The 25,034-nt window shown below is 62.9% G+C and carries 20 protein-coding genes and 1 CRISPR repeat array (1 of these 21 cut by a window edge); of the genes, 10 read left to right on the forward strand and 10 right to left on the reverse strand.

What is annotated here, in order from left to right; all coding sequences use genetic code 11:
- Nucleotides 1-256: 256 nt before the first annotated feature.
- From ACPQ6D_RS16615 to ACPQ6D_RS16645, 7 genes are all read right to left on the reverse strand, one after another.
- A complete protein-coding gene (locus tag ACPQ6D_RS16615; protein WP_423225470.1) occupies nt 257-1,606 on the reverse strand; it encodes an 8-oxoguanine deaminase in 1,350 nt (449 codons plus the stop codon).
- 91 nt (nt 1,607-1,697) lie between these two features.
- Nucleotides 1,698-2,783: a rod shape-determining protein RodA gene (gene rodA / locus ACPQ6D_RS16620; protein ID WP_423225471.1), complete on the reverse strand. Its 1,086-nt coding sequence runs from the start codon at nt 2,781-2,783 to the stop codon at nt 1,698-1,700.
- Nucleotides 2,783-3,592, reverse strand: coding sequence for a septum site-determining protein MinC (gene minC / locus ACPQ6D_RS16625; RefSeq protein WP_423225472.1), 810 nt, complete (start codon nt 3,590-3,592; stop codon nt 2,783-2,785). Before minC ends, rodA begins: the two co-directional genes overlap by 1 nt.
- A gap of 14 nt (nt 3,593-3,606) precedes the next feature.
- A complete protein-coding gene (gene mrdA / locus ACPQ6D_RS16630; RefSeq protein ID WP_423225473.1) occupies nt 3,607-5,718 on the reverse strand; it encodes a penicillin-binding protein 2 in 2,112 nt (703 codons plus the stop codon).
- A 37-nt stretch (nt 5,719-5,755) separates the two neighbouring features.
- On the reverse strand, nt 5,756-6,256 hold the full coding sequence (gene mreD / locus ACPQ6D_RS16635; protein WP_423225474.1) for a rod shape-determining protein MreD: 501 nt from the start codon (nt 6,254-6,256) through the stop codon (nt 5,756-5,758).
- A gap of 14 nt (nt 6,257-6,270) precedes the next feature.
- Nucleotides 6,271-7,122 carry a rod shape-determining protein MreC gene (mreC, locus tag ACPQ6D_RS16640; RefSeq protein ID WP_423225475.1) on the reverse strand — a complete coding sequence of 284 codons (852 nt, stop codon included), beginning with the start codon at nt 7,120-7,122 and terminating at the stop codon, nt 6,271-6,273.
- A gap of 31 nt (nt 7,123-7,153) precedes the next feature.
- Nucleotides 7,154-8,215: a rod shape-determining protein gene (locus ACPQ6D_RS16645; RefSeq protein WP_423225476.1), complete on the reverse strand. Its 1,062-nt coding sequence runs from the start codon at nt 8,213-8,215 to the stop codon at nt 7,154-7,156.
- A gap of 636 nt (nt 8,216-8,851) precedes the next feature.
- Between ACPQ6D_RS16645 and fusA the strand changes: the two genes are divergently transcribed.
- The 8 genes from fusA (at nt 8,852) to ACPQ6D_RS16685 (ending at nt 18,791) form a co-directional block, all read left to right on the forward strand.
- Nucleotides 8,852-10,927: an elongation factor G gene (gene fusA, locus ACPQ6D_RS16650; RefSeq protein WP_423225477.1), complete on the forward strand. Its 2,076-nt coding sequence runs from the start codon at nt 8,852-8,854 to the stop codon at nt 10,925-10,927.
- Between the two features lie 815 nt (nt 10,928-11,742).
- The gene (locus ACPQ6D_RS16655; RefSeq protein ID WP_423225478.1) at nt 11,743-12,957 is read left to right on the forward strand and encodes a DUF362 domain-containing protein; all 1,215 of its coding nucleotides are present in this window, start codon (nt 11,743-11,745) and stop codon (nt 12,955-12,957) included.
- A 26-nt stretch (nt 12,958-12,983) separates the two neighbouring features.
- Nucleotides 12,984-13,661, forward strand: coding sequence for a PHP domain-containing protein (locus tag ACPQ6D_RS16660; RefSeq protein WP_423225479.1), 678 nt, complete (start codon nt 12,984-12,986; stop codon nt 13,659-13,661).
- Between the two features lie 91 nt (nt 13,662-13,752).
- Nucleotides 13,753-14,790 carry a PrsW family intramembrane metalloprotease gene (locus ACPQ6D_RS16665; protein WP_423225480.1) on the forward strand — a complete coding sequence of 346 codons (1,038 nt, stop codon included), beginning with the start codon at nt 13,753-13,755 and terminating at the stop codon, nt 14,788-14,790.
- A gap of 30 nt (nt 14,791-14,820) precedes the next feature.
- A complete protein-coding gene (locus ACPQ6D_RS16670) occupies nt 14,821-15,570 on the forward strand; it encodes a sugar phosphate isomerase/epimerase family protein (RefSeq protein ID WP_423225481.1) in 750 nt (249 codons plus the stop codon).
- Between the two features lie 134 nt (nt 15,571-15,704).
- Nucleotides 15,705-16,667, forward strand: a complete 963-nt coding sequence (locus ACPQ6D_RS16675; protein WP_423225482.1) for an AAA family ATPase — start codon at nt 15,705-15,707, stop codon at nt 16,665-16,667.
- 42 nt (nt 16,668-16,709) lie between these two features.
- A complete protein-coding gene (locus tag ACPQ6D_RS16680) occupies nt 16,710-18,089 on the forward strand; it encodes a vWA domain-containing protein (RefSeq protein ID WP_423225483.1) in 1,380 nt (459 codons plus the stop codon).
- Between the two features lie 21 nt (nt 18,090-18,110).
- Nucleotides 18,111-18,791, forward strand: coding sequence for a hypothetical protein (locus ACPQ6D_RS16685; RefSeq protein WP_423225484.1), 681 nt, complete (start codon nt 18,111-18,113; stop codon nt 18,789-18,791).
- 3 nt (nt 18,792-18,794) lie between these two features.
- Here ACPQ6D_RS16685 and smpB read toward each other — a convergent pair whose 3' ends face one another.
- The 3 genes from smpB to ACPQ6D_RS16700 all read right to left on the reverse strand — a co-directional run bounded on the left by smpB (nt 18,795) and on the right by ACPQ6D_RS16700 (nt 21,944).
- A complete protein-coding gene (smpB, locus tag ACPQ6D_RS16690) occupies nt 18,795-19,271 on the reverse strand; it encodes an SsrA-binding protein SmpB (RefSeq protein ID WP_423225485.1) in 477 nt (158 codons plus the stop codon).
- Nucleotides 19,272-19,346: 75 nt separating this feature from the next.
- The gene (locus ACPQ6D_RS16695; RefSeq protein ID WP_423225486.1) at nt 19,347-20,681 is read right to left on the reverse strand and encodes a S41 family peptidase; all 1,335 of its coding nucleotides are present in this window, start codon (nt 20,679-20,681) and stop codon (nt 19,347-19,349) included.
- 66 nt (nt 20,682-20,747) lie between these two features.
- Nucleotides 20,748-21,944, reverse strand: a complete 1,197-nt coding sequence (locus ACPQ6D_RS16700; protein WP_423225487.1) for a S41 family peptidase — start codon at nt 21,942-21,944, stop codon at nt 20,748-20,750.
- 244 nt (nt 21,945-22,188) lie between these two features.
- On the opposite strand from ACPQ6D_RS16700, the gene ACPQ6D_RS16705 reads away from it, so the two are divergent.
- Together ACPQ6D_RS16705 and ACPQ6D_RS16710 are read left to right on the forward strand one after the other, a co-directional pair.
- Nucleotides 22,189-22,725: a hypothetical protein gene (locus ACPQ6D_RS16705; protein ID WP_423225488.1), complete on the forward strand. Its 537-nt coding sequence runs from the start codon at nt 22,189-22,191 to the stop codon at nt 22,723-22,725.
- Between the two features lie 199 nt (nt 22,726-22,924).
- A complete protein-coding gene (locus tag ACPQ6D_RS16710) occupies nt 22,925-23,431 on the forward strand; it encodes a sensor histidine kinase (protein ID WP_423225489.1) in 507 nt (168 codons plus the stop codon).
- Between the two features lie 298 nt (nt 23,432-23,729).
- A CRISPR array of direct repeats spans nt 23,730-25,034; the repeat unit is 33 nt; unit sequence GTTTCAATCCACGCTCCCCGCGAAGGGAGCGAC (it continues 2,793 nt past the right edge of the window).

Consider the following 25,034-nt stretch of genomic DNA (forward strand, 5'->3'; position numbering starts at 1 on the left):
TCGGTCTCAAGTCAAGGCGTCCCTACGGGACGACGGGCGCGGGGGGCGTCATCGGTCTCAAGTCAAGGCGTCCCTACGGGACGGGTGCATTTCACATTGGGGCCGAATCGGCGACTTGGCGCTTGTACGCAATCGCCGGAGTCGCTGTAACGATCGCATCGTCCATGCCGTGGTTTTGCACCCAAATTGAAAATGCACCCGACCGGACGGCAGATTGCTGGCCGGTCTCCGGTCTCCGACCTCCGGTCTCCGGTCTCTACTCTCCCCGCAGCAGCCGCCGACTCGCCGCGCTGTGCCTCGCCACCAGGTCGGCCGCATCCAGGCCCACAATCGCACCATCCTTGACGCGCACGCGGCCGTTGATGACGCTGAAGTCCACGCCCTGCGGCGCGCAGAAGACGAGCGCGGCCAGGGGATCGTGCAGGGCGCCGCTGTAAGCCAGGCGGTTCAAATTCAGCCCAATGAAATCGGCCGCCATGCCGGGCGCCAGCGCGCCGATGTCGTCACGACCGAGCACGGCCGCGCCCCCCAGGGTGGCAAGCTCCAGCGCCTCCTGCGCGCTGAGCGCGGCCGGGTTCCCCAGCACGCGCTGCAAGAGCATGGCCTGCCGCGCTTCGCCCAGGAGATGCGCGCCGTCGTTGCTGGCGCTGCCGTCCACGCCCAGGCCCACGGCCGCGCCGCGGTCCAGCAGGCGGCGCACGGGCGCAATGCCGCTCGCCAGGCGCATGTTGCTGCTGGGACAGTGCGCAGCGCCGGCGCCGGTGCGCGCAAACAGATCAATCTCGGCTTCGCTCAAGTGCACGCAGTGCGCGTGCCAGACGTCAGGGCCCATCCAGCCCAAGTCTTCGGCGTACGCGACCGGCCGCCGGCCAAAGCGCGCCAGGCAAAACTCCTCTTCATCCTTCGTCTCCGCCAGATGGGTGTGCAGGCTGACGCCGTAGCTGCGCGCCAGCGCGGCGCTCGCGCGCATCAGGTCCGGCGTAACGGAGAAGGGTGAGCAGGGCGCGACGACGATGCGCACCATGCCGAAGCGCTCACGCTGGTGGAAGGTCTCGATCGCACGGCGGCAGTCGGCCAGGATGGCGTCTTCGGCTTCTACGACGGCGTCCGGAGGCAGACCACCCTGACTTTCGCCCAGCGACATGGAGCCGCGGCTGGCGTGGAAGCGAATGCCCAGCTCGCAGGCGGCCTCGATTTCGTCGTCAATGCGGCTGCCGTTCGGCCACAGGTAGTGATGATCGCTGCTGGTGGTGCAGCCGCTGAGCATCAGCTCGGCCAGCCCCAGCTTGGCGCCCAGGTAGACCGCCTCTGGCGTCAGCCGCGCCCAGATCGGATAGAGGGTCTTCAGCCAGTCGAAGAGGACGCTGTTCTGCGCCAGCGCGCGGGTGAGGGACTGGTAGAGGTGATGGTGGGTGTTGACCAGGCCCGGCAGCACGATCATGCCGCGGGCGTTGATGACGGTGTCCGCGTGGTCGGGCAGGCTGGCGCTTGGCCCCACCTGCTCAATCGCGTGGTCGCGCACGAACAGCGCGCCGTCTTGGATCTGGCGCCGTTGGGCGTCCATGGTGACCAGTACGTCCGCGTGCTGCACTAAGAGCGTAGACATCGTTGTCTCCTGTCAGTGATGCGATGCGGCGCAAGCCGCTGGCTTGCAGCTGTCAGATTGCGCCCGCAAGCCGCGGGCTTGTGGACAGCGACTAGAACTCCAGTTTGCGATAGCGCATGGCGACGCTTTCGGCCAGGCCGATGCCAAGCATGAAAATGAGCAGCGAACTGCCTCCGTAGCTGATCAAGGGCAGCGGCTTGCCTGTGACCGGCAGCAGGTTGAGGTTCATGCCGATGTTGACGGCCGCCTGGAAGAAGATCAGGGAGGCCACGCCGATGACCAGCAGGCGGCCAAAGCTGTCACGCGCCAGGTCGGCCACGCGCAGGAGGCGCAGCAGCAGGAGGATGAACAGAATCAGCACGACGGCCGCGCCCACGAAACCGAGTTCTTCTGCAATCACGGAGAAGATGAAATCGGTGTGGCGCACGCGCAAGAAGTGCAGTTGACTTTGGCTGCCGTGGAAAAGCCCTTGCCCCAGGATGCCGCCGTTGCCGATGCTGATGAGCGCCTGGTTGACGTTGTAGAAATCGTCAGGATTGCCCGTGGGGTTGAGGAAGAGCAGAATGCGATTGCGCATGTAATCCTGCATTGACAGCCAGACCAGCGGCGCGACCGCGGCCGCGGCGATCCCGGTCAGGGCCGCGTAGATGAGCGGCAGCCCGGCGACGAGCAGCATGACCGCGCCGGCAAACGCGATAGACAGTGTGGTGCCCAGGTCTGGCTGCAAATAGATGAGCACCAGCGGCACGACGAGCAGGAGCAGCGCGCCCAGGTAGGTGCTGATGCGCTGCATGGCGTTTTCGCGGTTCGCCAGAAAGCGCGCCAGGACGATGACGACCAGGATCTTCGCCAGCTCGGACGGCTGCACGGCCAGGCCAATTTCCACCCAGCGCTGCGCGCCGCCCTGCGTCAGGCCGACAATTTCCACGAGGCCGAGCAGGCCGATCAGAATGGCGTACACCAAGATCGGCGCGGTTCCTACCAGGGTATAATCCACGCTGGCGGCGATGAAGATCAGGGCCAGTCCAAGCAGAGCAAAGGTGATCTGCCGGCTGACCATGTCCTGCAGTCCTGGCGTGTTGATGGTGGCGCTGCGCACCATGATCACGCCCATGGTCACCATGGCCAGGGTGATCGCCAGCAGGGGCCAGTCAAAATTACGCCATGCGCGTGACATCAGGATGACCTCCGTAGGGAATCGGCTGGCGCGCCCGATTCATATTTCACTTGATCCCAGGGTTCAATTACGATGGCGCCGTCCATGATGCGCGCGACTTGGGGAGTTGACCGGTTTCGCCGCCCGGGCAGGAGCCAGCGCAAACCACGCGCCGCGGGCGCGCGCCACATGGCGCTGCCGATGCGCAGCTCGGTTGGCTGCAGCGCCAGTGCACAGACCACAGCCGGTTGGTCGCCCAACATGCCGGCGTGAACGATTCCGGCCAGTCGTCCCCAGACGACGACATCGCCCCCGGCGATCAGCTGCGCGCCCGGCTGGACATCGCCGATCACGATGACAGCCCCTGGATGCTCGATGGTTTGCCCGCTGCGCAGGGCGGCGTGGACGAGCAAGGCTGGCGTTTGACCAGGTCGGCCGGCGTTGGTCGCTGGCGCGGCCGCGCGCGCCGACCCCAGGGCGCGGCTGCCGTTGGCGCGCAGCGCCGGCGTGACCTGGATGGCCAGGCCGAGGCTGGCGGCTGCGCGCTGCGTGGTTGGTTGGTCGCTCACCAGCGCCCACAGGCTCACCTGGTGCGTTTCCAGCATGTGCCCGATGGCGGTAATGTCCGCCTCGGTCAGCAAGCGTGATCCGGCGGCGACAGCCACGCGTCCGCCTTTGACGAAGGAAGCCATCGCCTGCAGGCGCTCATCCACCTGGGCCAACACGGCGTCGAAATCGCCATCGGGCAGGGTAATCACCAGGCCGCTGCTGGTGCCTCTGATCTGCACCGCCTGCTCTGCTCTCACATTGGCTGTCTCTGTGCTAACCATGCGCGAGGTACACCTTAGTCTCCGACCTGCAGCCGGTGGTAGGGGTTGCCAGGCGGCATGGGAACTTTGAAGAAGTAATGCAGAATCTCCGACACGACCGGCACGGCCACGGCTGATCCTTCACCGCCGTTGTAGATAAAGGCGACCACGGCGATCTGTGGGTTATCGAACGGCGCGAAGGCCATGAACCAGGCGTGCGTCGGCAAAAAGCCTTTGGCGTCGTAGCCGATCTCGGGATCCCAAAATTCAGCGGTGCCTGTCTTGCCGGCAACCGCAATCCCAGCCACGCGTGCGCCGGGCGCGGTGCCATTCGACCAATTGACCGCGCCGAAAAGGCCTTCGCGCACCACGGCCATGTATTCCGGCTTGATCGGCAGCGTGCGGATGATTTCCGGCTGCATCTCCATGCTCACCACGCCGTCTGCGTCCGTCATGCGCGCCACGAGCTGCGGCCGATAAAGGGCGCCCCCATTGGCCACGGCTGCGGCCGCGTTGGCTACTTGCAGCGGGGTAGCCAGGACGAAGCCTTGACCAATGGACATGTTGTAGGTGTCGCCGGTGACCCAGCCTTCGCCGTATGTCAGGCGTTTCCATTGATCGCTGGGAATCAGCCCCGGATGTTCACCGGGCAGATCAATGCCGGTGACATCGCCGTAGCCAAATGCGAGCGCATACTGGGCCAGACGGTTTACGTCGAGGCCCTGCATCTCGCGGAAGCCGCCTCCCGCCTGGTAGAAAAAGACGTCGCAGGAGACGGCCAGCGCTTCCGCGACGGTGATAGCGCCGTGGCCACGTCCGTATTTGGCAAGCCAGCAGTAGAATGGCTGCGCCTTGCTGAAGTCGTTCGGATAGAACTTGTTGGGCAGCCACAGGATGCCGTTGTCCTGCAGGCGGGTGCGCGAGGTGATGACGCCTTCTTGCAGCGCGCCTGCGGCCGGCACGGTTTTGAACGTGGAACCGGGAGGATAGATGCCACTGATGGCATGGTTGAGAAGCGGGCGGTACTTGTTCTCACTGAGCGCCGCATACTCGTCGCTGGTGATGCCGTCGGCGAATTGATTGTTATCGTAGGTTGGCAAGCTGACCATCCCCAGCACGGCGCCGTTCTGCGGATTGATGGCAACGGCCGCCCCCGATGGGGAACCGGCTGCCTCCAAACCGCGGCGCAGCGCCTTTTCCATCGCCTGCTGCAGGTCTACATCAATCGTCAGCACCAGGTTGAGGCCAGGGGTCTCAGGCAGCGGTTGGCCGATGGTTCTCACCTCACGGCCCGCCACATCCACTTCAATCTCACGCAAACTGGCCTGGCCGTGCATTTCTTTCTCGAATGTGCGCTCAATGCCCGCGTAACCCACCCAATCATTGGGCGCGTACCCCTTGTCGCGGTACGAGTCGGCTTGATCGGCCGGAATGGGTCCCATGTAACCGATCACGTCCGAGGTCAGCGCGCCCGTCAGGTATTCTCGTTCGGCGTTGGTCAAGAGGACAACACCCGGCAGCGTATACTGGGCTTCTTTGAGCACAAACGCGGCGTCTGTGGGCAGGTTGAGGACGACGTCAAGCGGAGCAAAAGCGCTGCCCAGACGCGCGTTTTCAACGGCCTGCGTCATCAAGCGCACGAGGTCTGCGCGCGGCAGTTGCGCCAGATCCTCAGCCGCCACCGGCAGGCGCAGCGGCGGCGCGCTGGTGGGTGTGACAGTCGGCGCGCTGATGGGCGTCGGCGTGCCGCGTGCACGCGCCGCCACGCGCGTGGGGCGCACCGTTGCCTCTGGGGTGACGGTGACGGTCGGCGTGATCACAGCCGATACGGGCATCGTCAGCAGATCGAGCAGGCGGCTCAGCTCAGCGGCCAATTCATCTTCATCGTCTGGCAGGTTCGCCGGCACCACAGCCACCGCAAACGTGGGGCGATTGCGGGCCAGGGTGCGTCCCTGGCTGTCATAGATGACGCCGCGCGGGGCCGGTTCTGAGATTTCGCGAAAGCGATTCTGATTCGCGCGCGCGCGCAGGGTCGCGCCCTGACTCACCTGTAGACGCCACAGTTGGGCGGCAAGACCGAGGAAAGCCAGTACGATCAAGATTCGATAGAGAAACGTGCGGACCACCGCCGCTTGAATTTGGTTCACGTTGGTTTGCGCCGCCAATCAGATCTGCTCGCCGCGCTCACAAATCGAGCCGCCGTGCCGCGGCGCGCCGGCCCAGGGCCAGCATGACCACATACACCACCGGCAGTAAAGCCGCATTGTAGAGGGAGTCGGGCACAATGACCCTGAAGAACGTCACGGACCAGGTTGTGGGGCGTCCCGTCAGCGCCAACAAGATCAGCAGCACCAGGCCATAGACCAAGCCCGCCGCCAGGCCGCTGAGGATCCGGATGACGAGCCGTTCACGGAAAATGGTCGAAGCGCCGACGCCGACCAGGTAAGATGCGACCAGGAGCGCCAAAGCCGAGGCGCCGAACGGCGTGCCGCCCAAGAGATCGAGCCATAGGCCGCCGATTAGCGCCCACCAGAGTCCTTCCTGGCTGCCGCCGATGAGTGTCCAGGCGATCACGACCAGGAGCTGCAAGTTCGGTTTTGCCCCCCACAGGCTGATGTGAGGGACAAGGGTGGTCTGCAAGAGGCCGATGAGGGCCAGCGCCGGCACCAGGAAGTAGAGATTCATCCCACAAATACCCGTTACCGCGCCGGCGGCGGCCGATTAGCGGTTGACCCGAAGTCGGTGATGACCAACACGAGTTCGAGCCGGCCAAAGTTGACCGTGGGCCGCACCTCAGCTTGTTGGAACATCTCGTAGTCGCGGCGCCTGACGCTCAGAATCTGGCCGATGACCAACCCCTTGGGCAGACTCTCGCCGAGGCCCGATGTCAACACAATATCGCCCGGGCTGATGACTGCATCTTGCGTCAGGTAGTTGACGACCGGGTTGCTGCCATCTACGCCTTGCAGAACACCCAAGACGCGCGAGCCTTGCACGATCACGTTCACCGCGCTGTTGGGATCGGTGATGAGCAGGACTTTGGAACTGCTGGCGTTCACCTCGATAATGCGTCCCACCAGGCCTACATCGCTCATCACCGGCATACCGGCTGCAATGCCCTGGTTGCTCCCCAGGTCAATCACCAGGTACTTCAGGAAATTGGGGTCACGACCCACTACGCGCCCGACAATTTGGCCGCCGCGCATGACGAGATTGGGATTGCTCTGGCGAAAATTCAGCAGGCTGCGCAGGTTGGCGTCTTCAATCTCGATGTCGCGCAATCGCACATTCTCGACGGTCAGACGGTCTGCCAGCTCCTGTAAATCCTGGTTGCGCTGCCGCAGCGTGCCCAGATCATAGAATAGGTTGACCACAGATTGCGCGCCTCCGGCCAGGCTGGTCAAACCAGATTGAATCGGGAGCACCGGCCGCAGAATCAGCCCTTTGATGCCAATCAAACGACCGTTTTGGTCAAGGATCATCAGCACAACACAAACGGCGACAAAGATGAGGAGACGCAGCGGGGTTGCGCGTTGGTTGGTTTGAGTCATGTCTCTGTCAAGCGGTGACCCAGATCACCCCTCAATGAATGGTGCTGCCGCGCTGCATACTGGTCAGCACCTTGCGCAGGTCTTCGAGCGATTCCAAGATCTTTTCCGCGCCCTTGGCCACACAGGACATCGGCTCGTTGGCTGCATACACTTTCATCTTGGTCTCTTCGCTCAAGCGTTCGGACAAGCCACGCAGCAAGGCGCCGCCGCCCGCCAGTACAATGCCGTCGCTCATCAAGTCGGCCACCAACTCTGGCGGCGTGTCGTCGAGCGCAGATTTGATGGCTTCCACAATCACGTTGACCGAGTTGCGCAGGGCTTCACGGATCTCGATACTGCTGATCTCCACGCCTTCGGGCAGTCCGGTGATCAAATTGCGGCCGCGCAGCGTATAGGTGATTTCCTGTTCCAGCGGATAGGCCGAGCCGGCCTCGATCTTGGCCTGTTCTGCGGTGCGATCGCCAATCAGCAAGTTGTATTTCTGCCTGGCATAGGCAATGATGTCTTCATCCATCTCATCGCCGGCCACACGGATCGAACGCGCGACAACGATGCCGCCCAGGGCAATGACGGCCACCTCGGTCGTGCCGCCGCCAATGTCTACAATCATTGAACCTTTGGCATCGGTCACCTTCAGACCCGCGCCGATCGCGGCCGCCATCGGCTCCTCAACCAGGTAAGCCTCGCGAGCGCCGGCGCTGATGGTGGCGTCATGCACGGCGCGCTTCTCCACCTCGGTGACGCCGCTCGGAATGCCAACCACGACGCGTGGGCGAGGAATCCGCAGCAGAGAGCGTTCGTGAACTTTGCGAATGAAATGATGGAGCATCTGCTCCGTGACATCGAAATCTGAGATCACGCCATCGCGCAATGGGCGCACCGCGACAATGTTGGCCGGCGTGCGACCGACCATCTCTTTCGCCTCAGCGCCGATAGCCAGCACCTTTTTGGTTTTTTTCTCGATGGCAACCACGGATGGTTCGTTGATGACAACGCCCTGGTTCCGTACGCAGACGAGGGTGTTGGCAGTGCCCAGGTCAATACCAATATCGAGCGAAAACAGGCCTAACAGCCAGTTGAGTGGACTAAACAACTCGGACTCTCCTCCAACGGGGATGGACTGTGACGAAAAAATCGGCCTGCCAGCATGTCAGGCCGCGTGCATGGGCGCGGAAACTGGCGAGCCTTGCGCCCGTGCGCGCCTATGGCGCCATTATACCATGCGCCAACTGATACGTAAAACGCCGAAGACGAAACGAGAGAGTAGAGGTGCATCACGCATAGACCCTGATCATAACGGACGGCGGCGCACATTGGTTACGACCAGCCGCCGCCCGGCGCGCTTATGCGACGTTTTGCACAAGCGCGCTTCAGATTTGTATCATGATTGACATTTTTTGTATTCTCGGTTAAAATGCGTCCATTGCCGTCAGCCGATCAAGCTGGCGGCATATCATGCACGCGCTTGACTTTGATCGGGATTTCCCGCTGGCGTCGTGATGAGCACAGCTCGATAGTGGTTGCCAGGTGCTTTGTTAGGGTCGCATGTAATCCGTGATTCTCGTTGGGCCGGCAGTTGGCGCAAGCGTCAAGATTGACTTAACCAAGCACTGATACATTACGAAAGTCTATAACCATACTGCAAGCGGGCGCGAATTGCGCTCTTTTTCCTTGAGAGGAAAAGCGAAGTCTATTCCCGCTTGCAGTACAACAAGCCAATGGAGGATTGATGGGGACTTATGCGACGAAAGATATCCGCAACATCGCGTTGGTTGGGCACAGCGGTTGCGGTAAGACCTCCCTCAGCGAGGCCATGTTTTTTGATACGGGTGCGGCCACGCGCCTCGGTCGTGTAGAAGATGGCACCACCGTGTCGGACTGGGATGACGAAGAGAAACGGCGCCATGTTTCGATCAACACCGCGGTGATTCCATGCGAATGGAAGGGCGCCAAGATCAATCTGCTGGACACGCCGGGCTACGCCGATTTTGCCGGCGACGTGATTGCCGCGGTGGCCGTGGCCGATGCGGGTTTGGTGATGGTGGACGCGGTGGCTGGCGCGGAAGTCGGCACAGAACTGACCTGGAGCTACCTGAACGAGCGCAGTCTCCCACGCCTCGTGGTGGTCAACAAGATGGATCGTGAGAACGCCAATTTTGACAAGGCGCTGCAATCCCTGCGCGAGCATTTCGCCGGCGCGATCGTGGCGCTCCAGGTGCCGATTGGCAAGGAACACGACTTCCGCGGCGTGGTTGATCTGATGCAGATGAAGGCGTTTGTTGGGCCGAAGGGTGAAATGCAGGACATCCCCGCCAACCTCCAAGCCGAGGTGGACAAGGCGCGCACGCTCCTGATCGAGGCCGCTGCGGAAGGCAACGACGACCTGATTATGAAGTACCTCGAAGGGGAAGAGCTGACACCCGAGGAGATTCAGCTTGGCCTCGGCCTCGGCATCCGCGCCGGCTCCATTGTGCCGGTTGTGTGCACTGCGGCCAGCGCCAATCTCGGCGTGCAGGCGTTGATGGACGCGTTGGTGCTGCTGGCGCCTTCGCCCAACCAATCCGCGCCGGTAACCGCGGTCAGGTCCAACACGGGCGACACGATGACGCTTGCCACAGACCCCAACGGCCCCCTGGCGGCGCTGGTCTTCAAGACTGTGGCTGACCCCTATGTCGGTCGCGTCACTTTCTTCCGGGTCTTTTCGGGCACCATGCACTCTGACTCACGCGTGTTCAACTCGCGCAGCGAGAGTGAAGAGCGCATTCCGCAGTTGTTCACGCCCCGCGGCGAACAGCACACCAACGTGGACGTGGTAGTGGCTGGCGACATCGGCGCAGTGGCGAAACTAACCTCAACCATCACCTCGGACACGTTGTGCGAGAAGGCCGGCGCGCTGCAGCTTGCCAAGCCGAGCTATCCAAGTCCGCTGTTCGCCGTAGCAATTTCGCCGAAGACCAAGGCCGATTCGGCCAAGCTCGGCCCCGCGCTGACGCGTCTCAGCGAGGAAGACCCCACCTTGCGTTGGCGACAGGAGCCATCTACGCAGCAGACGATTTTGGAGGGCATGGGCGATACGCACATTGACATCGCCATTCGCCGCATGGAGTCGAAGTTTGGCGTGGGGGTTGAGACGGCAGTGCCCAAGGTGCCTTACCAGGAGTCCATCACCAAAAACGCCAGCGCGATGTATCGCCACAAGAAGCAGACAGGCGGCGCCGGCCAGTTTGGCGAAGTGCATTTGGAAGTCAAGCCGCTCGCGCGCGGCGCTGGTTTCGAGTACAGCACCGATCGTGTGTTTGGCGGCGTCATTTCCAACTCCTTCTTCCCGTCCATCGAAAAAGGCATCAAATCGGTGCTAGAATCGGGCGCCATGGCCGGCTATCCGGTCGTGGACGTGCGCGTCGAAGTCTTCGATGGCAAGATGCACCCGGTGGACTCGAAAGACATCGCGTTCCAGGTGGCTGGTCGCGAGGCGTTCAAGCTGGCAATCCAGCAGGCAAACCCCGTGCTGCTTGAGCCGATCATGGATGTGGCCATTACCGTGCCTGATGAGTACATGGGCGACGTGCTGAGCGACATCAACACCAAGCGCGCCCGCGTGCAGGGCATGACCCAAGAGCGCGGCCGCAGCATCGTGACCGCCCAGGTGCCCCTGGCCGAGATGCAGCGCTACGCCACCGATTTGCGCTCAATCACACAGGGCCGCGGCCTGTTTACCATGACTTTCTCGCACTACGAAGTGGTGCCGGCTCATGCCGCCGAAGCGATTATTGCCGAGGCCAAACGCGAGGCTGAGAAGGAGTAAGCGCCCAGCGCGCACCGTTGCGGTGGGCGGCGACCTGGACAGTTGCAGGAATTCTTAGAATCAAAGGCAGCGCGTGGATTTACCATGTGCTGCCTTTATCTTTCAAGGTGGGCTTTGCCTTTGCACCTCTGCGCCGTTGCGTTAGAGTGCATTTCAATTTCGGGGCGTAGCTCGCGATTTTCAATGCAAAGGCGTCAAGACGCTGGGGCGCAATTCAGTTTCGCAGCCTAGCCCTGGCGGGGCTTGCATCTTGTAGCCGGATGGCCTTCGGCCTCCGGCGGGGTTGGCGGCCCGAGGGCGCGCCATCAACGCCGCCCGACCGTAAACGGATCGGGCTACGAGGGGGAAGGCCCTATCGGGCCTGACAGCTCGGGAGGGATTTGTCTCTCGCAGCGGGCGCATATTCATTCCGCGGCGGTAACTATTCAGGCGGCGCGCCGTGGCAAGCGAGCGATTGAAATCGCGCCTGATGGGCGTTCCGCCAGGCGTCCACTCAGGTTGGACGCGGCGCCGGTCGGCTCCGGCCGACGGCTCGACTGAGACTTCGGCGAGCTCAGTCGAGCCGCTCGCCGAAGTCCTGGCGGCGGCACGCCCTTGCGGCCCGAATTCATTCGGCGGCTGCAGTCGGCGCAGGATGCCTGAACAGTTACCCGCGGCGTAACCCATGCACGTGGGGCTTCGCCGAGGTCTCAGCCGACCCGCTCTCATGCTGAAATGCACCCGTCGCCAGAAAGTGTTGGACTTTCCCGTCTCTTTGCTGTATACTCAGCTCGGGCTGCGCCTTACCTAACGGGTGATCAGCCCAGGAGGTTGACATGATTCAGAAGAATTTTCCTGGACGTGGGAAAGTGGCGGTCTTGAAGACCACGCCGCAAACGGTGCTGGATGACTATGAAAAGCTGCTGCAGCTGGCCGATGTGCAATCTGCCTTGCCCACCGACAAAGAGACGATCCTCAAGATCAACATTTCCTGGCAGACCTGGTATCCTGCCTGTTCCACCGAACCGTGGCAGCTCGAAGGCGTCATTCGCGGTCTGCAGCGCGCCGGATACCATGACCTGATTGGCGCGCAGAATCAGACGGTGGTTGTGGATGCGTATGTGGGCGAGCGCAACAACAAGCACAAACCGGTGGTTGACGCCTACGGCGTGCGCAATGTCCATCTGTACGAGCCTGAGGTGCGTTGGATTCGCTATGAACCGCGCGCGCCGATGCTGGTGCTCAACAAGATCTTCCCGGACGGCATTCTCATCCCGGAGATGTTCATCGGCCGCAACATCGTGCATCTGCCTACGGTCAAGACGCACGTCTTCACGACGATTACCGGCGCAATGAAGAATGCATTTGGCGGGCTTTTGACCGAAAAACGTCACTGGACGCATGGCGTCATTCACGAGACCCTGGTGGACCTGCTGACCATTCAGCAAGAGATTCACAGCGGGTTGTTCGCGGTGATGGATGCCACCTTTGCCGGCGACGGCCCTGGGCCGCGCGCCATGCGCTGGCATGAGAAGGATCTCATTTTGGCGTCGGCCGATCAAGTGGCGATTGATGCGATGTCCGCCAAACTGCAAGGCTTCAATCCCATGGAAATCCCCTTCCTGCGCCTGGCGCATGAGATGGGACTGGGCGTGGCGGACCCGAAGGAAATCGAGTTGGTTGGCTACGATGTTTCGGGCGAGGATTGGCGCTTCGTGCAGGAGGACACCTTTGCCAGCCGCGGCCAGAAGCTGATCTATCACGGCGCGCTCAAGCCGTTCGAGAATCTGCTCCTGCGCTCACCGCTCGTGCCCTGGTCGTTCTTTGCATCCAACTTCTACCATAATGTCTATTGGTACCCGTTTGTGGGACGCCCGCGCGTGCAGGCCGCGCTGGAAACGAAGTGGGGGCGCTTGTTCCAGCAATACGGCGATGGCCGCGTCGTGATGCCGGGTGTGGAACCGCAGACAACGTTGATTGCCGCGGCTGGCGCAGCCGGCGCGGCGCTGCTGTTGGGCGGTATGCTGAGGCGACGCCAGCAGCCCAGATAATTATTGACATAAGGAGCCGTGCGCGTATGACTGATTTGTGGAAGGTAGACCTGCATTGTCACAGTTGGTTCTCGCGTGACTGTTGGATGAATCCACGCGCCATCATCGAGACCGCGCTAGAGCGCGGCCTGGACAAGCTCGCCATTACTGAGCATAACAATGTAGAAGGCGCACGGCTGCTCAAGCGCCTGGCGCCCGATTTGATCATCGTTGGCGAAGAGATCAAAACCACCGCTGGCGAATTCATCGCCTATTTTGTCACCGAGGAAGTGCCCAAAGGGCTGTCGCCGGAGGAAACCCTGGCACGGTTACGCGCGCAAGGCGCGGTGATCAGCATCCCCCACCCGGCCGACTCGTTTCGCCGTTCCGCACTGGGCGAGGTGAACACGCAGCGTTTTGTGGATCAGGTGGACGCGATCGAGGTCTTCAACGCTCGCTGCCTCTACCGCGACGACAACGATGCCGCGCTGTCCCTGGCGCGTCGCTACGGCAAACTGATCACGGCTGGCAGCGACGCCCACACCATCGGTGAAATCGGTCGGGGCTATCTCCTGATGCCGCCTTTTAGCGATGACCGGCCGGCCTTCATGCGCAGCTTGAGCGCCGCGGAGGCCGTAGGCGTGCCGAGCGGCCTTTGGCCTCACTTTGCCAGCACCTACGCCAAGTGGGCCAAGCGCGTGACCGGCTTCAAACCACCTGCCTGACCTCCCTGCTGGCCGCCGACCCGCAACGTTGGCGGCCAGCGCCTGACGACCTTCCCCCTGCCCGCACCTTCGTTTTGGTGAGACCCGGATCATGATCCTGCTTGTTATCGCGGCGTCCGTGCTGGCCGCGCTGGCGCCGACCGTGCTTTATACGCTCCTTGTCTGGTGGGCTGACCGCCACGAGCGCGAGCCGCTGCCTTTGCTGCTGGCCGTCTTCTTTTGGGGCGCTGTGCCAGCCACCGCCGTAGCCCTGATCCTGGAAGGCTCAGGGCAGACCCTTCCGCAGGTCAGCGAAGGCATCTACCGCGGCGCGATTCTATCCAGCGCGCTTGGCGTGCCGATCATCGAAGAAGTCGTCAAGGCGGTAGCCTTGTTGGCCGTGGTCACCTGGGCCGCGCGTGAGTTTGACGGCGTGCTCGATGGCATCGTCTACGGCGCCGTGGTGGGCTTTGGTTTTGCCATGACGGAGAATATCTTCTATTTCATCGGCGCGTACGGCGAACAAGGCTGGAGTTGGTGGGCGGCCGTGGTGGGCCTGCGGGCCGTCATCTTTGGCTTCAATCACGCCGTCTTCACCGCGTGCACCGGCATCGGTTTTGGCCTGGCCGTGCTCAGTCCGCGACGCGGCTGGCGCTGGCTTTTTCCTTTGTTGGGGTTGGCCGCGGCCATCTTACTTCATGGGCTGCACAACCTGGGCGCTGAGCTTTCCAGCGTCTCCATCGTGCCGTTCCTGGTGGGAACCCTGGCCGATTGGGGCGGTTTTTGGCTGCTGGCGTTGATTATCATCTTGACGTGGGACCAGGAGCGCCGGTGGATCCGCGTTGAATTGGCCGATGAGGTTGGCGTGCTCCTGCGACCCGAAGAGTACGAGGCGATACTCACGTTCAGCGCGCGCGCGGTGCGCCGCCTGGCCATCCTGCCGTTTTGGCGCAGCAGTGCGCCGCAGCGAACCGCGCTGTTTCAGCATCGCCTGGTTGACCTGGCCTTTGTCAAAGCCCGGCTGCGGCGCCTGGCGACCTCGGAAACCAACCAGGCAAACGCCTTGCGCGGCCGCGCGGATCAACTCCGCGCGCAGATTGCTGCGCTGCGCCCGGACACAGCGCCTCTTACGCCCCCCGTGGATACCTGATTTCGAGATGGAGGAGAGGAAATGCCGTTGATGTTGAATTTGGCCCTGAATGGATCGAGCCAGACTGGCGGCGCACTGGCGGAAGATATTCGCCTGGCGCGGACGGCTGGCTTTGGCGCGCTCGAGATGTGGATTCCCAAACTGGAATACGCGCTGCAGGGCGGCAGCCTCGCCTTCGTCAAGAAGCTGCTCAAGGGCGAAAAGGGCGAAAAGCCGGTGCGCGTCGTGGCCCTCAACCGGCTGAGCGATATCATCTTTCGTGACAAACGCGCGGCTGCGCAGCTCGACGCGCAGACCCATTCGCTGGCTGCCTCGGCCATGTCGCTGGGCGCGCCGTGGATCGTCGTGGAGGCCGGCCCGGCGCCGGCTGGCGTCGCCCCGGCCGACGTGACCGCGGAAGTGGGCCGCGCCCTGGCCCACATTGGCAAGATCACCACGCAGTATGGCGCGATCAGCGTCGCTCTGGCCCCTGGCGGCGCCGTCAGCTCCGTCAGCCAGGCCCTGGCCGCCCTGCAGCTCAGCGGCCGCAGCAACGTGGGCCTGGCGCTCGACGCCAGCTACGTCGAGGCGGCGTTGGCCGATGCCAGCTTTCGTCCCACGCAGTTGGCGGTCGTGCACCTGGCCGCCGAACTGTCTGCGCCGGCGTGGAAGGCGCTGGCGGTCGCACTGATCAACGCCGGCTTCAGCGGTTTCTTCTCTGCCGAACCGCCCGCGTCGACCGATGTGAGCGCCTGGGCCGCGCAAACCGTGGCCTGGCTGCAGCAAGTCTCCAGCGACTGAATCAATCGTGAGTCGCGTCACTGTCTCTGCGCACGCGCGGGACTACAGTGGCGCGGCTGTTCGAGGCTTCCTGGGCGTTGATGGCCCGGGCACATGCCTCAGCACTCTCCAACTCTTTTCATCGTGAGGAATTCATGTTCAAGAATCCTGCCGCAGTCAGCGCCGAGTTGAGTAAGCAGCGCTATATTGCCTCGGACGCTATCTCCACGGTGCTTTATCTGGCCGAGCAGTTGAGCAAGCCTGTGCTGACCGAAGGCCCGGCCGGGGTGGGCAAGACCGAGCTGGCAAAGGCGTGGGCTGGCGCCAGCGGCCGCCGCTTGATTCGTCTCCAGTGCTATGAAGGCCTCGATGAGACCAAGGCGCTGTACGAATGGGAATATGCCAAGCAGATGCTCTACACGCAGCTTCTGCGTGATAAGCTGTCGAACCTGCTGGCTGACGCCAAGTCGCTGGCCGAGGCCGCCGATCGCCTGGCGTCGGAGGACGATGTCTTCTTTTCGGAGCGCTTCCTCCTGCCGCGACCGCTCCTGTTGGCCCTGACCTCGCCCGATCCGGTTGTGCTGCTGATTGATGAGATTGACCGCGCCGACGCCGCGTTCGAAGCGTTTCTCCTCGAAGTGCTGAGCGATTTCCAGGTCAGCGTGCCGGAGCTGGGCACGGTGCGCGCAGTGCATCTGCCGATGGTGGTGTTGACAAGCAACAATACGCGCGAGTTGAGCGAGGCGCTCAAGCGGCGCTGCCTCTACCTCTTCCTCAGCTATCCCAACCTGGAGAATGAGCTGGCTATCGTGCGCCTGAAGGTGCCTGATCTCGCGCCGCAGCTGGCGCGCCAGGCCGTGGACATGGTGCAGCAGATTCGCCAGATGGACCTCAAGAAACGACCGAGTATCAGTGAAACCCTGGATTGGGCTAAGGCCCTGGTCACGCTGAACGCCAAGCACATTGACCAGCAGACCCTGGATACCACACTGACCGTGCTGTTGAAGCATGAAAGCGACGTGCTGCGTGTGCAGCGCGGTTTGTCCAGCGGAAGCAGCAGCAGCGCCGATTTCCAGCCCCGCCAGTCGCCCAAACGACGACAGGGGTGGGAAAACTAAAGCCGCCGCACGCCGGGGCGTAACACCAGGGGGAGAACCAACATGGAAGAGCGCATGGTGGAATTCATTGCGGGCTTGCGCGCGTCTGGCGTTCGCATCTCCGTTGCGGAGAGCGCCGATGCCTTTCGCGCGGTCGAAGCCCTGGGCGTTCAGGATCGGGAGCGTTTTCGGGAGGCGCTGCAGGCCACGCTGATCAAAGAGCCGCAAGACCTGGCGACGTTCGAGCGCCTCTTTCCGCAGTTCTTTGGCCTGGGCGGCCCGCCCATGTTCGACGCGACGCAGGACTTGTCGGACGCCGATTTGCAGAGCCTGGCCGACGCCATTCGTCAATTCACGGGCAAGGTGCGTGAGCAGCTGGAGCGCCTGCTGCGCGGGGAAGCGCTGACCCAGGAAGAGCTCGAGGAGTTGGGCCGCATGGTGGGGCTGAACCGTTCCACGCATCCGTATCAGCAGCCGTGGCTGACCAGCCGCATGCTGCGCGCCCTGGGAAATGACGAGGTGAAGAAGGCTCTCAAGGAACTGTGGGAACTGCTCGATCGGATGGGCATGGACAAGCGCTCGCTCGATCGCCTGCGCCAACTGGTGCAAGCCAACCAGGATGCGCTGCGCGAACAGGTCGGCCAATTCGTGGGCAGCAGCATTGCCCGCAACGCGCTCAACGAGCCGCGCGACGCGCTGCGCGGCGACGATCTGATGCAGCGTCCCTTTCAGTCGCTGAGCGAGCGCGAAGCCGAAGAGCTGCGCAAACAGGTGCAGCGGCTGGCCGCGCAGTTGCGCAGCCGCGCGGCCCTGCGCCAGCGCCGCGGCAAGGTCGGTCAGTTGGATGTCAAACGCACGTTGCGCACCAACCTGAAGTACGGCGGCGTGCCGCTCGAACTGAAGTACCGTCAACGCCAGCTGAAGCCGAAGATTCTGCTGATCTGTGACGTTTCGACCTCGATGCGGCCCGTGGTCGAGTTCATGCTGCGTCTCATGTACGATCTGCAAGACCAGGTGGCGCAGGCGCGCTCGTTCGCGTTCATTGATGACATTCAAGAGATCACGGCCGACTTCATGGAGTTTCGGCCTGACGTTGCGATTGACCAGGTGCTCGGTCGTCTGCAGCCGGGTTACTACAACACAGACCTGGGGCAGAGCCTGCTGCATTTCCAGCGCGACTTCTTGGATGCTGTGGATCATCGCACCACGGTCATCGTGGTTGGCGACGGGCGCAACAACTATAACAACCCTGAGATCGAGTCGTTCAACGACATCAAGCGGCGCGCGCGGCGCTTGATTTGGCTGACGCCCGAGTCGCCCATGCTGTGGGGCAGCGGCGACAGCGATATGCTGCGCTACCTCCCGTTTTGCAGCGCGGTGTTTGAAGTCAATAACATGGCGAGCCTGGCCGAAGCCGTGGATCGGATGCTGACCACCCATTGATCGGCGCAGAAAGATGATGCTATGAGGTTACGAGATCGCATTTCCAGCGGCATTCGCGCCGTCTTCCACAACCTGCTCGATCGTGATACGCACATTCCGGAAGAAGATCGCCTGGCAACCGACATCGAGGTGGCGCAGGCGCGGCTGGCGCAGCGGCAGGAGCAGCTGGTTGACGCGACTGCGCGCCTGCAAGAGGTGCAGACGGCCTGGCAGCAGGCCCACGCGCGCGCGGCCGAGGTGCAGCAGCGCCTGGACGCCGCCGCCCGCGCAGGCCTTTCGATAGAAGCTGAGTCCTTGCAGGCGGAGCTGCGGCAGATGCAGGTCCTGGCGCAGGAGCTGGGTGAGCACGGGGCCCGGCTGCGCCAGTCAGCGGCTGAGATGCAGGCTGACATGCGCGGGCTGCAACAGCGCATCGAACGCGGCCGCCAACGCCTGGCGAAACTCGCGCAAGCGGCCGCCCGTGCCTCCACTGCGGCCAATGCGCCGCCGCCTGCATTCTCCGCGCCCCAAGAGCCTGCGCCCACGGCGGCGATGAAGTCCTCGAACGCCGAACTAACCGCGGCGCATGCGGACGACCCTGTGGGATCGCCCGCAACGACCCCGCCGCCCGACCTGGCCGCGCGCATCCAGCGCTTAGCGCTGAGCGAAGAGGCAGCCAAACCGCCGCCGCCCAGCCCTGCCCAGCAGAGCGAAAAGCCCTGAATCCTATTCCTGCTGATAATCCTTGACCGCGCGCTGCAAGTCACGGTCCGCGTCGCGCTTGGCGATGGCGTCCCGCTTGTCGTACAGTTTCTTGCCGCGCACCAAACCCAGTTCCACCTTGGCCCGGTTGTTTTTGAGGTAGATGCGCAGAGGCACCAGGGTCCAGCCGCGCTCGGCCACGCGGCTGGACAGCTTGTTGATCTCACGGCGATGCAGCAGCAGCTTGCGCTCGCGCAGTGGATCGTGGTTTTCACGGTTGCCGCCCATCCACGGCGAAATGTGCACGTTCAGCATCCAGATTTCGCCGTGACGGATGACCGCGTATCCATCTTTCAGATTGCACTGTCCGGCGCGGAGCGACTTGATCTCCGTGCCCCACAACGCCAATCCTACCTCGTAAGTCTCTTCGACTGTATAATCATGGTACGCCTTGCGATTCGTCGCCAGCGTCCGATTGGCTTGGTCCGCATTCTTCGCCACAAGTTATTTTCCCCTGGAAGTGCACAGTCCAAAGTGCAAAGTTCAAAGTATCAAGTACAAAGCGTTGGCGGTGTTTTATTTTGCGCGCAAGATTTCGACGGCCTTGTCCAACTGCGGGTCGCGGCCGGCGGCGCGATCCGCTTCGCTCAGCGATACGGGGATATCAGGCTCCAGGCCAGCGCCGTGAATGCCGCGGCCTTTGGGTGTGAACCAGCGCGCAATGGTCACGCGCAGCATCGAGCCGTCGCTCAGCGTCTGCGGCAGCTGCACGGAGCCTTTGCCAAAGGTCTTGGTCCCTACCAGCGGCCCACGTCCCGCATCCTGAATCGCGCCCGCGACGATCTCGCTGGCGCTGGCCGAGCCTTCATTGACCAGCACCGCCAGCGGAATTGTCGTAGCCACGCCGCCGCTGCGCACGGTATAGTGCTGTTCGCGGCCATCTTTGTGGCGCTCGATCAGGATATCACCCTCGGCCAGGAATTCGCTGCCCACATCAACCGCCACGTCGAGCAAGCCACCGGGATTGCTGCGCAAGTCAAATATCAGGCCATCCGGATTCTGGTCGAGAAGGCCTTGCAGCGCAGTGCGCAGGCGCTCGGGCGCGGGCCGGCTGAACTCATTTAATTTGACATAACCAATGTTGCCCGGCAGCATTTTTGATTCCACGACCGGAATCTCGATGCGCGCCCGCGTCACGCTGATTTCCAGCGGCTTGTCCTCGCCCTCACGGCGAATCGTCAGCGTGACCTTCGTGCCGCGTGGCCCCCGAATGAGCGTGATGATCTCGGTCAGTGAAAGCGCGGTCACGTCCTGACCGTCCACCGCGGTGATGATGTCGTTGCGCCGGACGCCGGCCGTGTCGGCCGGGAAGCCTGGGTAAACTTCGACGATGCGCGCGCCACGGCCGTCCGTGGTGGTGTCCACTTGCGCGCCAATGCCTTCGAAACTGCCGTCGAGCGCGTCGTTGAAGCGTGCGGCCTCTTCTTGTGTCATGAAACTGGTGAAGCGGTCGCCCAGGCTGTTGACGACGCCCCGAATGGCCGCGTACTCCAGGGCCTGGCCGCTGGGCGTCTCGCCGTAGAAGTCCTCCTGCAAGCGCGTCATGGCCTCCCAAAACAGTTTGAATTCCCGGTCCTGGGCCGCGACCGTCGCCGCGGGTTGGGGCGTCTGTGCGCGTGCCGCCGTCGGCGTCGGCGCGGGCAACTGTGTTGTCGTCGGTTGAGCCGCCAGGGTGGGCGCCGCTGTGGCCGCGGCGCGCGGGGCCTCGACGAACGGCGCTGCCACCTCGTTGGGCGTAGTCCAGCGTCCCAGGCCAAAGCCGGCGGCCAGTCCGGCCACGAAAGCGATGGTGGTCAACGCGATGACCAGGCAGCTTGCCAGCAGCCAACGTGTGACGTTAGATGAATTCATGACGCGCTATTCCCTATCTTTCCAACCGTGTATTCCGTGTGTTCCGTGGTTCATTCCGCACGATCGTCACGGTTTGTCAAACCAGGCGAGGGCAGCCGCCAACACGGGATCGTCGCCGTCGCCGCCTGCGGCCACGGGTACATCAGGCGTCAGGCCTTTGCCATCAATCTGTTGATGGGCCGGCGTGAACCAGCGTGCGGTGGTGACGTGCAGCGATGAGCCGTCGCGCAGATCGAAAACGAGCTGCACCGAGCCTTTGCCAAAAGTCTTGCCGCCGATGATCGGCGCGCGTTTGGCGTCTTGCAGCGCGCCGGCTACAATTTCAGCCGCGCTGGCCGTGCCTTCGTCAGTCAACACGACCAACGGCAGGTCACGCGCCACGCCATCGCCGCGCACGTCATAGTCCTTCTGACTGTCCGCACGCTGTTCGGTCAGCACGCGGCCGCTGGCCAGGAACTGGCTCGCGACATCTACCGCCGTCTCCAGCAGGCCGCCTGGGTTGTGGCGCAGATCCAGGATCAGCCGCTGTGCGCCTTGCCGGCGGAGGTCCTTGATTGCCTCTTTCAGCTCCTGCGCGCTGCGCTCGCCGAAAATGTGCAGCGCCACATAGCCGGTGCGGGGGTCGTTCTCCAGCAGGCGCCATTCGACCGACGGATTCTCGATCTCCTCACGCGTTACGACGATGTCCAAGGGCGCCGCGGCCCCGGCGCGGCCGATGCGCACCGTCACTTTCGAACCAACCTCGCCGCGCACCATATCCACCACCTCGTCGCGGTTCTTGCCGCTGACGCTCTTGCCATCCACGGCGAGCAGCTCGTCATTGGCTTGGATGCCGGCCCTTTCGGCCGGCCGGCCGGGCATGGGAACGAGAAAGATCTGGCCGGTCGTGCTGACGTTGATGGTCGCGCCGATGCCGCCGAAGCGCCCGCGCAGTTGATCCCTTTCGCGTGCACGGGGCTGCGGCTCAATGAAGACGGTGTAGGGGTCCTGATAGGTTTGCACCAGGCCGCGCACCGCGCCATAGGTCTGGGTGGCCTCGTCTGGTTGACTGCCCAAGAAATTGTCATGCAGCAGGCGTTGCGCGTCGCTGATGAGCGTCATTGAGGCCTGCGGCTGGTTGGTGGGCAGGGGCGCGCGCGTCAGCAGCCAATGTGCGCCAAAGCCGGCTGCAAAGGCCAGGACCAAGAGCGCCGTGAACATGAACAGCCCGCTGAGCATTTCGCGCGAGCGCCATGAGTACGTCGGTTGTGATGGTTCGTTCAAGGTGAATAGTCCGTTGGCAAGATCGCGCGTGTCCGCGAAAACCGCGGCCGGGTGCGTGGGGACACCGAACTGAAAGTATAGCATCAATCGGGCGGGCAACCAAATGCTTTGCAGGCGGGGGATTCACAACAGGCGCATCGCTCATTCACGCCAACTTCACAACTCGATGGCATCCTAGAGACAAGCAAGCAAACCTATTGCAAGCGAGATCACCAATTCAACACAGGTTACGGAGGAAAATAACATGAAACGGTTTATCGTGATAATGATACTGGTTGGCGCGCTGACAACGCTGCTGGCGGGCATGGCGCTGGCCGCAGGGCCGCTGACGACATCCGCTCAGGGCTTTGGCCCAGGTCGCGGCATCCATGCGCCGGGCACGGGTCTGACGACCGGCAGCGCCGGGAGCGGTGGGATGATGGGCGCCGGCGCGCCTGCCTGGGCCGGGCAGCCGGAAGAGGTAGCCACGCTGCTCGACATGACCACGGCGCAGATCCAGGCCGAGCGCCTCGCCGGCAAGTCGCTGGTGCAGATCGCCGCCGGTCAGGGGATCAGCAAAGAGACCCTGGTTGCGACCATTCTCGCTGCCAAGCGGGCTGACCTGGCCAGCCTGGTTGCGGATGGCAAGCTGACGCAGGCCCAAGCAGACGCCATCAGTGCGCATATGGAGACGCAGGTTGTGACCATGGTCGAGCGCACGAGCGTAGGCCCTGCGGCGAACCGGGGTCAGGGTCGGTCTGGCATGGGCGGCTTTCGCGGCGGCCGCAACGCCAACCGTTAAGCGCCCCTTGGTTAGTGGGTGCGGCGTCCGCATGAGGATGCGAACGCCGCACCACGCGCAGGTCTAATCATCAGCACGTGATCGAGAAGGCCCGTACCTCAGGGTGCGGGCGCTTCCCATTCGTGGCATTTTCAGGAGAGCCGCCCCTGCTCGGGGCCGCAGCCGTGGACGAAAATGTCAGCAGACGGGGAAGCACGACTTGACTCTTGCGGATGCGGGCCAACTACGTGTGGAGAGACGGCCGGTCAACTTGGTTGAACTGGCGCGCGCCACGCTCAATCAATTCGGCCCCGCAGCTGAGGCGGCCGATGTCAGCCTGGAGTTGGCGGCCAACGCCGCGGCGCCCGTGGTGATCGGAGACGCCGATCGCCTGGCCCAAGTGCTGCGCAACCTGCTGAGCAACGCGCTGCGCCATACCCCTGCTGGGGGCTTGATCACCGTGCGCGTGGAGGCGCAATCGGGACAAGTTCGTCTCCAGGTGACCGATAGTGGTACGGGCATTGCGGCCAGCGATCTGCCGCACGTCTTCGACCGCTTCTATCGTGGAGACAAAAGCCGCAGTCGCCGTGGCGGCGGCGCGGGGTTGGGGCTGGCGATTGCGCGACAGTTGATCACCGTGCATGGCGGAACGATTGAGGTAGCCAGTGCCAGTGGGCAAGGAACGACCTTCACGCTATCGCTGCCTGCGGCGCTTGAGACTGGTTGAGGTGGGGTTGGAGGCCGTCCTTTGGGCATCGAACGACCGCACATTCGCAACGGCCAGGCGATTGCCAACCTCAACACCTTGATCTATCTTCTGATCAATCCACACTCCTGAAACCCTGGGCTGGCCTCATTTTCGATTGTCAAATGGCCTTGATCTTCATTGCCAAACGGCCCTGATTTTGATTGCCAAGCTGAAAACGGGGTGACCTTGCTGGCCCTGTTTTTCATTGCCAAGTGGCCCAGGTTTCATTTGCCAAAAACAGACCAGCGTGGATTGACGGTGACGCTGCCGCTGTGGGGTTTCAATCCACGCTCCCCGCGAAGGGAGCGACAACGGAGATTGATGGGCTTGGGGTGGCCTGGGAGTTTCAATCCACGCTCCCCGCGAAGGGAGCGACTCTGCCCGGATGGATCATTGATATGTTGGCAGGGTTTCAATCCACGCTCCCCGCGAAGGGAGCGACGAGGCCAGGCGACGGGGCGTGTCTGAGCTTTACATGTTTCAATCCACGCTCCCCGCGAAGGGAGCGACTGGGCAGCCAGGCGTTCGCCGATTGGCCCGGTCAGTTTCAATCCACGCTCCCCGCGAAGGGAGCGATGCGGCGGCGGTCGGTGGCGCGGCAGGATGGGCAGTTTCAATCCACGCTCCCCGCGAAGGGAGCGACCCAGGCCAGGAATGCGCCAGCCAGGCAGAGGGCGTTTCAATCCACGCTCCCCGCGAAGGGAGCGACGCCCATATAAAAGCGGCCCTTATCGTCCCTCACATGTTTCAATCCACGCTCCCCGCGAAGGGAGCGACGATGCCTTGTGGCATAATAGTCATGTCGCATGGGTTTCAATCCACGCTCCCCGCGAAGGGAGCGACCAGCATCCAGGCAAACTGAGCGACAAGGCGTATGTTTCAATCCACGCTCCCCGCGAAGGGAGCGACCTCGCAGGCCGTCAAGGCCATCGAGCGCGGCGACGTTTCAATCCACGCTCCCCGCGAAGGGAGCGACCACTTTCGCCTGCATTAGCGGAGCCGTTAAGCGTGTTTCAATCCACGCTCCCCGCGAAGGGAGCGACCTGTCTTGACTGTTCCGCTGGCGTACTTGACCTTGTTTCAATCCACGCTCCCCGCGAAGGGAGCGACATTCCATTGCGCAGACTTTCAACCGTCCCAACCTGTTTCAATCCACGCTCCCCGCGAAGGGAGCGACGATCATGCGTGACTGGGTGCTAGTGTCAACCTTGTTTCAATCCACGCTCCCCGCGAAGGGAGCGACTTGGCACTCATTGGCACTGGCACTATAGACGGTGTTTCAATCCACGCTCCCCGCGAAGGGAGCGACGTCCCTGACTGATTCAGCCCGCGTCATGGCGTCGTTTCAATCCACGCTCCCCGCGAAGGGAGCGACTATGCTGGCCACGATTGCCAGCTTGACGCCAGAGTTTCAATCCACGCTCCCCGCGAAGGGAGCGACCGCGCACACGGTCTTGCCCTACGCCCAATTTGGAGTTTCAATCCACGCTCCCCGCGAAGGGAGCGACCCGACGAAGCTCGGCCCGACGGCGGGATTTTGCAAGTTTCAATCCACGCTCCCCGCGAAGGGAGCGACGATGGC

Origin of the sequence: Candidatus Amarolinea aalborgensis, assembly GCF_900491745.1 — a bacterium.
In the GTDB taxonomy this organism is placed as follows: Bacteria; Chloroflexota; Anaerolineae; order SSC4; family Amarolineaceae; genus Amarolinea; species Amarolinea aalborgensis.